The sequence below is a fragment of the Stenotrophomonas sp. PS02298 genome (assembly GCF_029959445.1).
Taxonomy (GTDB): domain Bacteria; phylum Pseudomonadota; class Gammaproteobacteria; order Xanthomonadales; family Xanthomonadaceae; genus Stenotrophomonas.
The window spans coordinates 1-6,889 of the sequence record NZ_JASCOR010000198.1 but is presented as its reverse complement, the minus strand read 5'-3'; the positions used below and the strand labels follow the sequence as shown (position 1 = coordinate 6,889).

Annotated in this window: 6 protein-coding genes and 1 pseudogene; 1 reads left to right on the top strand and 6 read right to left on the bottom strand. The window is 56.5% G+C overall.

The genetic code is table 11. The features are described 5' to 3' along the window. Window positions 1-140: 140 nt before the first annotated feature. From QMX78_RS19200 to QMX78_RS19180, 5 genes are all read right to left on the bottom strand, one after another. Window positions 141-1,622 carry a DUF3987 domain-containing protein gene (locus tag QMX78_RS19200; protein WP_197639887.1) on the bottom strand — a complete coding sequence of 494 codons (1,482 nt, stop codon included), beginning with the start codon at window positions 1,620-1,622 and terminating at the stop codon, window positions 141-143. A 116-nt stretch (window positions 1,623-1,738) separates the two neighbouring features. Further along, window positions 1,739-2,131 carry a hypothetical protein gene (locus QMX78_RS19195; RefSeq protein WP_197639885.1) on the bottom strand — a complete coding sequence of 131 codons (393 nt, stop codon included), beginning with the start codon at window positions 2,129-2,131 and terminating at the stop codon, window positions 1,739-1,741. Window positions 2,132-2,140: 9 nt separating this feature from the next. Then, entirely contained in the window at window positions 2,141-2,530 is a 390-nt protein-coding gene (locus tag QMX78_RS19190; protein WP_282272572.1) for a hypothetical protein, read from the bottom strand. Window positions 2,531-2,581: 51 nt separating this feature from the next. Next, window positions 2,582-3,631 (bottom strand): hypothetical protein, encoded by a 1,050-nt coding sequence (locus tag QMX78_RS19185; RefSeq protein WP_197639881.1) that lies wholly within the window; start codon window positions 3,629-3,631, stop codon window positions 2,582-2,584. Between the two features lie 171 nt (window positions 3,632-3,802). Then, the gene (locus QMX78_RS19180; protein ID WP_282272570.1) at window positions 3,803-4,456 is read right to left on the bottom strand and encodes an integrase core domain-containing protein; all 654 of its coding nucleotides are present in this window, start codon (window positions 4,454-4,456) and stop codon (window positions 3,803-3,805) included. Window positions 4,457-4,753: 297 nt separating this feature from the next. Between QMX78_RS19180 and QMX78_RS19175 the strand changes: the two genes are divergently transcribed. Further along, window positions 4,754-6,307 (top strand): HNH endonuclease, encoded by a 1,554-nt coding sequence (locus tag QMX78_RS19175; RefSeq protein ID WP_197639879.1) that lies wholly within the window; start codon window positions 4,754-4,756, stop codon window positions 6,305-6,307. A gap of 184 nt (window positions 6,308-6,491) precedes the next feature. Here the strand turns inward: QMX78_RS19175 and QMX78_RS19170 are convergent. Continuing rightward, window positions 6,492-6,794, bottom strand: a pseudogene (locus tag QMX78_RS19170) (integrase core domain-containing protein); the annotation flags it as partial. Window positions 6,795-6,889 lie beyond the last annotated feature (95 nt).

Sequence of the window (6,889 nt, the reverse complement as noted above, 5' to 3'; positions counted from 1 at the left end):
CCCCCCCCCCCCCCCCCCCCCCCCCCCCCCCCCCCCCCCCCGCCCCCATGCTCCACTGCCCCCCCCCCCTCTAGACCGTGCTAATGGTGCAAACCCTTTGCACCATTAGCACGCTTATGCCTTCGCCTGTCTTTTGGATTCTACTGGGGCGGCGGCGTCAAAAGGCGGATCTTCTCGGCTGTCTGCCCGCGACCAACCGGATCAAAGTGGATCGAAATCAATCCCTTGCGAGCCAGAATGGCAAGCAGTGGATGGATGCTTTTGCCACGCATGCGTCGAGACGGTGCGAACTGAGAGACGGTGCTTACGTAGTGAAACTGGTATTGCCTTGCTACCCGGATACCCTGCCGAGCAGGCTCGTCGAGGAGCTTCTCCTTCAGCCAGCTATACAAGAGCATGGCATCAGCTTCGTCCGGATCAACCCGAGTGAACGTTTGAGCATAGTCTTTCGATGATTCGTCCCACATCAAGATGGAGGTCATCAGGCACTCTATGCCAATTTCGTCACCTTCGAGCCGCTCCGTCACGTGAAATGCTGCTGCCATTCGTGCAACGTTGTCGGGAAGTTTGTTCGCGAAATCGCCGATCTTGTAATAGCGGCCATCGATACCTCGCTGCTCTTCCACATAGTTGTAGTACAGCTTCCACATACGACTGGCCTCTTCATTGAACCGAAGTACCTTGCGCTGATACTTCGTTGCGCGCATGGCATCGACGCCCTCCAGAAGAAGCTCTCTTATGTTACGGGTGAACACGTCGCGATGATTACTTCCGACGGATGCGCTGTTCACTTCGATATTCAGGAAGCGCGTACCTTGAGTCGTTCCTGCATTGCAGAACAACGTTCGGCCGAAATATCCTGAGTCGATTGCGCCCCTGCCATTCTTGGATTCCAAGATCGGCTCAAATTTTTCCGGCTGAATCATAAGGAGGCAGGTGAGGCGCGGTTGCTCGCAGTAGTAGTTAGCAACCGTGACGCGCGGATCATCAATTTTTTCGCCACTCCAAGTGTCACAGAACATGGTGTCGTTGGGCAGGATTACCTCCCGCAAATAGGTCGCGCAGTCACCCGAGATGATTGAAATGCATGGAAAGTCGCTCAACGCACGCTTGAGCGGTGCCATTCCGGGCTCCTTCAGTGAGGCACGCATTTCAACTGGGGCAACCGGCTTGCGCGTATCGTGATCATCCATTTGCTGAAGTACTCCGTCCGGAGCTTTTGCCGACTTCAGCTCGTAGGCGAGTGCTTTTTCAATGCGGTGCCAGCTGCGCAGGTGAGCGTCGTACTCGGTGCTTTCTCGTGCGAACTGAGCCTTGAGCTCAATATCGATCTGGTCGAAAGCGCCAAAAAGGTCGCGCCGGACATCTGTCTTACGCTCACCAGAGGCTGCACTGATCAAGGCATACACGTTGGTGCCCACAGTTCCCCCCTCAGGCTTGGCGACGTCGACCAACGTCTGCGCTGCTGCGCAGCACGCTGCTGCTGCGGTGAAATAGGACAGCTTGCACGGTACTTGACGAGCAATAGTGCACTCTTCGGCGGCCGCGTCGAAACGGCGCAACGGGAGACTACGGAGCTCTGGCAGTTGGTCGAACGGAAAATGGTGTTTGAACTTGGTCATGTTTCTGAAGCTCGCGGGCAGATACTCTCGGCCTAGAGGCCGAGAGCGAGAAAAGGTGGAGGCTTGTGGAGAGGCGTGAATCACGCCTTCTTTAGTGTTTGCGCCGGCTCGGGCGACTACGGATGCGGGAGCACCGTGTGCGGTGCTTCCGGAGTCGGTTCGTTACTGCAAGTAGTGTCCCCAGATTTGCTAACACCGCTCGCCGTGATTGCCAGGCACTGACCACAGAGCTTGCAGCAGGGCTTCCCCTTGCTATTCTCCATCGCATTCATCAGCTTCTCGAAGAGGGCTGGATAAAGCTTCATACCGCCGTCTGCCAAGATCTTGATGATCTGCTTGGTCTTCATCCCCTTCTGGCGCGCGACAGTTATTGCGGGGTAGAAGGCATGGAAGTCCTGCAGTTTCGCCTGCAGGGGATCAACGGCCGTCGTTTCAAGCAGTCGGATCACACGCTCTGCGCGCGTTTCGCGAGTATCGACATTCTTGGGGGTGATCTTTTCGTTCTTCATGGTCCCCCCTCAGGCGCTCGCCGCGTTCGATTCGCACAGCTGCAGCCAGGCAACAATCGCCCCCAGCTTCCAGCGACGCGGACCAGTTCCCTTGGTCGAAGACGGGATCGGGCGAGGAAACAGCGGGTCGTAGCTGGGATCTTTCGGGTTCTGGCGTGCGTAGAAAGTGCTACGGCCCTCATCCAGGAACTGCCAGACGTGGCGGGCGCTCAGGCGCTGCTCCATGCTCAAGTGCGAAAGATGCGGCGCTTTGGCACTGGCATCAGGGCCCGAAGAGAGGGAAGAAACGTCTCCCTGATCGTCGTGCGCATTGCAAAAAGGGTTGGCGGGCTTGGGCCGCGGAATCTTGTTGGTACAGAATTTCATTTCGTTTACTCCGGAATTGGAAGGACGTTGCATTTGCGTTGCAACGGCGCCGATTCTTCTTTTCCGGAGTTAGTACGTCTTCCCTTACAAGTTTGACGGTTGACGCTTCTTTGTAAGTCTGATAGTCCCTTTCAGGGGTCTGGGTGGTTTATCTATGCCTTCTGGCCGAATGATTGCGACACCTGCCGTGGCGGCATTTGAGCTGCTCATTCCCATAAATCGCAAGAAGGCGGCCATAGCGTCCCGATCAGGGTAGGTCTCATAGCTGTGGTTGCAGGCCAAGTGTGGGGCCCAGAAGAGCTTGGCCGCGGTCAACAGGATCAGCAGGTTCTCTGTGGCGGACGCGGACGGTTGCAGTCTCTTGGATTCATGCACGGCCGTTGGGTCTGCGAACCTGATCGCATGTTCGAGTAGACCCTCTTTGGATGTCTGCTCGTCGCAGTTAGCGATGAAATCTTCTTGCAGATACTCGCGCATTCTCGCCCGCCGCCTGTCGTGCTCTGCGGTGTCGGCGTCTACATAGTTGCGCCAATATAATCGATTTGCCTCGATGAGCTCTTTAAGCTTAACGGACACATACGGGGGCAGTTCTTCAACTATCTTTGAATCAAAGAAGATGTCGTTGGTAAAGCCGCCATGGTACAAGTGCTCCCTGAAGCGCTCCATATCTTGATCCAGAATGCAGGCGCCGGTAGGTGAGATGGCAAACTCATAGAGAGAGGGGCATTCAGAGTTGCCTTCGCTCTGAGGCACTGGTCTTTCTATGCCGATGCGTCGATTTTCGGGAGGGAGTGAAATGTTCCAAGGGTGAACGATGGGTGCCACCATCTCGATCCAGCCATAATTCTTTCGCAGAAGCGCGCTGAATATTGATGTTCGTACTAAGTTCCCGGCAGCCAGTTTACGGATATCCTCAGGGGTTAGGACTAGGCCGATTACGCCTGCCGTTGTCATCTTTATCGCGTCCGTTGGCTCCTGCTCTGAGAAACTACTAGCGTCGAAAGAGCAGAAGTCAGCGTCCCAAGATAGCTGCATGAACACCCGTATGTGGCATTCGTTGCTGTGATAGATAATGGCTCCAACAGGCAAGTTTAGAACGTTGCTCCATTCGGCAACGGAGCGGAAGGCCGTCATGGAAGGGCTAAACTGGACTGACTTGAAGCTAGGTGTGCCTGTGAATATTTTGGCCATTGTTGTAATGATTGTTTGCGTGCAATGAAGGGCGCGAGCGTGGCATGCGTCTACGGGCTTGGGTTGCCGCCAGTCGTTCGAACTTTTGTAATGACCCACCGCCTTCTGCTCAGGTTACGCGGTTAATGTAGCGACATAAGCAGCGTCCGGGGTCATCATCTTCAGCGCCTGATGTGGGCGCTGTTGGTTGTGGAAGGTGATCCAGTCAACAATCACCCGCAGGGTGTGGGTTTGCCTCTCAAAGCGATGCCGATGCACGCACTGCTCCTTCAAGGTCCGTATCATGCGTTCCACCATCCCGTTCTGTTGCGGGCAGTGCGGGGTAATGAACTCCTGTTTCAGGCCGTAGCTGCGCACCAGGCGGGTGCAATCGCGACTGGTGAAGACCAGCCCGTTATCCGAGCGCAGCAGGAACGGCTCCCGCACGCGGCCCAGCGTGCCGTAGCGGGTGATCAACCCCTGCTCCAGAGCCGCCGAAGCTGTACTGGCCTTGCCAGTCCGTGACAGGTGCCATCCCAGTAGTTGCTGGGTATGGCAGTTGATCACCAGCGCCAGGCTGAGCCAGCCGTCTTTGCCGCCCCACACGCGGCACAGGTCCGTGGCCCAACGCTGGACCGGAAGTTCGGCGCGGGAGACCTTGGCTTCGATCCTCGGCCGCTGCCCCAGCGCCCGCTTGCGGACCTGCCAGCCCTTGAGCTGAAGGATGTGCTGCTGCCCTGGTCGAATTCGGGAAAGAGGTCTGAGAGACCGTTCGGCGAGGTGCCTCATATGGGCGTCCCAACCTGTGTGCTCTCGCGTCACTGGTCGGTATCTGCGCGCTCTACCGGACCCAGGTATCAGCCGACCCAGGATGCTTACTAGCGCGACCACGACTTCTAGCGTCGGCTCTCGAACCAAAGCTGGGATCATCTGTCTCGATCCGTCCGGCCGAAAGCTCCACCAGGGATACGCACCGAATGAAACGGCTCTTTCGTATCGCGTAAGCGGAGGTGAGAGCCGATGCCTGGTATAGCATTGATTAACAAATTATCTGCGTTCACCACTAGATAGCGAGGCCGAAAGAAGGTGACGACGAAAGACGACGATATTGAAGAGTTCGCAGCCGCTGCCTTGGTTCAAATGTCTCCTGAGCTGTTGCAATCATTCACCAAACGTGCGCCTAAAGCGGGAGAGACCAAGAGGCTGTCCGTGAAGACCGTGGGTAGTCACCTCACCTACTCGCGTAAGGAACTCCTCGAGTTTGATGAGTACTTGCGCAAACCATGGCCGTCTGACCCTGGAAAGCGCCCGCACATCCCTAAAGCGATTAAAGATGAGGTGAAAAGCGAGACCTTTCTCCAGTGCGCGGTCTGTCACTCTCACCGGGACACTTGCGAGATCGCGCACATTGAACCTGTGGCATTAGGCAAGTGCAACCATCCCCATAATCTTATTAATCTGTGCGCAAACCACCATACCAAGTTTGATAAGACGGGTGTCCTAGGGCCTGCTGCAGCTGTGCGGGAGTTCGTCGCTGGCTTTAAGAAGACACTGCTGTATATCACTCGTACGAAGTGGGGGTCACATGCGGACTCAATCGCGGAGTGCTTCGCCCTCGCGCAGCTGTGTCAGCGCTTGAAGATAGAGATTGAAGCGATTCATGCCAAAGCGACCGAAGGTCAGTTGGACTTCTACAATAAACTGGCAGGCGATGCAGTAGAGAGGTTGAGGGCGAGCACCGCTGAGGGCAAGCGGAAGCGCGGAAGTCAGAAAGACACCAGTACTCCTAAAGAACTTTGGGAGAAGCTCGAGCGTTCTGTTCGGAACACCACGTTGAATGCTCGATTGACCTCTGCCGCGGCGTTGGCGGATGACGAGGAATTCCGTGCGGCTGCAGGGTTTGTTGATTGCCCGCTCTGCGAGGGGCGCGGCACTCATGGCGCGTCAGATTGTCCAGTTTGCTACGGGGAACAGCAAGTCGATTCCGCATGGGCTGACAAGATTGACCTTGAGCCCTACACGCTTGTCAATTGTCCGCTCTGCAAGGGAGTGGGTCTGCACGAGGGAGAAGACTGCCCGGTTTGCCATGGTGACGGGGAGATGGAGAGACGCTTCGCGGACTGTGTGGACTTGGCAGATTTCGACGAAGTTGACTGTCCTTTGTGCAAAGGCAAAGGACAATGGAAGGGGGATGATTGTCCCGAGTGTCGCGGCAATTGCAAGATGCCTAAGCACATGGCTGATCGGGTTGATGTGAGTGCGCATGAAGAAGTTGAATGTCCTGTCTGCGATGGCGATGGACAATTGGGAGAGAATGATTGCCCTGCGTGTCACGGCGAGTGCAAGATGCCTAGACACATCGCTGATCGGATTGATCTGAGGGAGTATGACTGGGTTGACTGTCCGCTGTGCAAAGGCAAAGGACGATGGCGGTCGGAAGAATGCCTAGCATGTCAAGGCGAATGCCAGATGCCGAGAGGCGTCGCTGACCAGATCGAGTTGAGGCGGTATGACGACGTGGATTGCCCCTCGTGCGACGGTAGTGGTCAAAACGACTACAGCGACGAGTACAGCGACAATTGCGGGACCTGTGACGGCGATGGCACTGTCCTCCGATATAGAGCGGAGGAGCTTGATTGAAAGTCTAGGTAACGGGCGAGCGTCAGTTCGACTTGCTGCGTAGCGAGTATCAGGTGTCGGCCGGAAGCGGACGTTGTGCTGGTAATGGACTGGCGCTACGTCCGTTTGGCGGCGCTTGGGGCTGTCACGGGTTCAGCCTGGATCAGTCGCCGCGACGTCCCCCCGCTTTCAGTAGCGGGGCCCTTTAGAGTCCAGATTTAATCGTAGCGGCTTTGGCTGCGAGTTGTTGGGCATAGGCGGCCGGCGTCAGACCTCCCAGGATCTTCTTCGGTCGTTCCTCGTTGTATTCCCGTCGCCAGGTTTCGATCTCGGTACGTGCGTGCAGCAGTGTGGGAAACCAGTGCTCGTTGAGGCATTCGTCGCGTAGGCGGCCGTTGAAACTCTCGATGTAGGCGTTCTGATTGGGCTTTCCTGGCTGGATCAAGCGCAACTGCACGCCTCGCTCGTGGGCCCACGCCACCATCGCCTTGCCGCAGAACTCCTTGCCGTAGTACATCTGGAAGCATGAGTTCTTTGCAGGCAGCCATCGTCTCCGAGCGCATCCTGAGGGTTCTCACACGCCACAGGAGTTCGTTGACGATG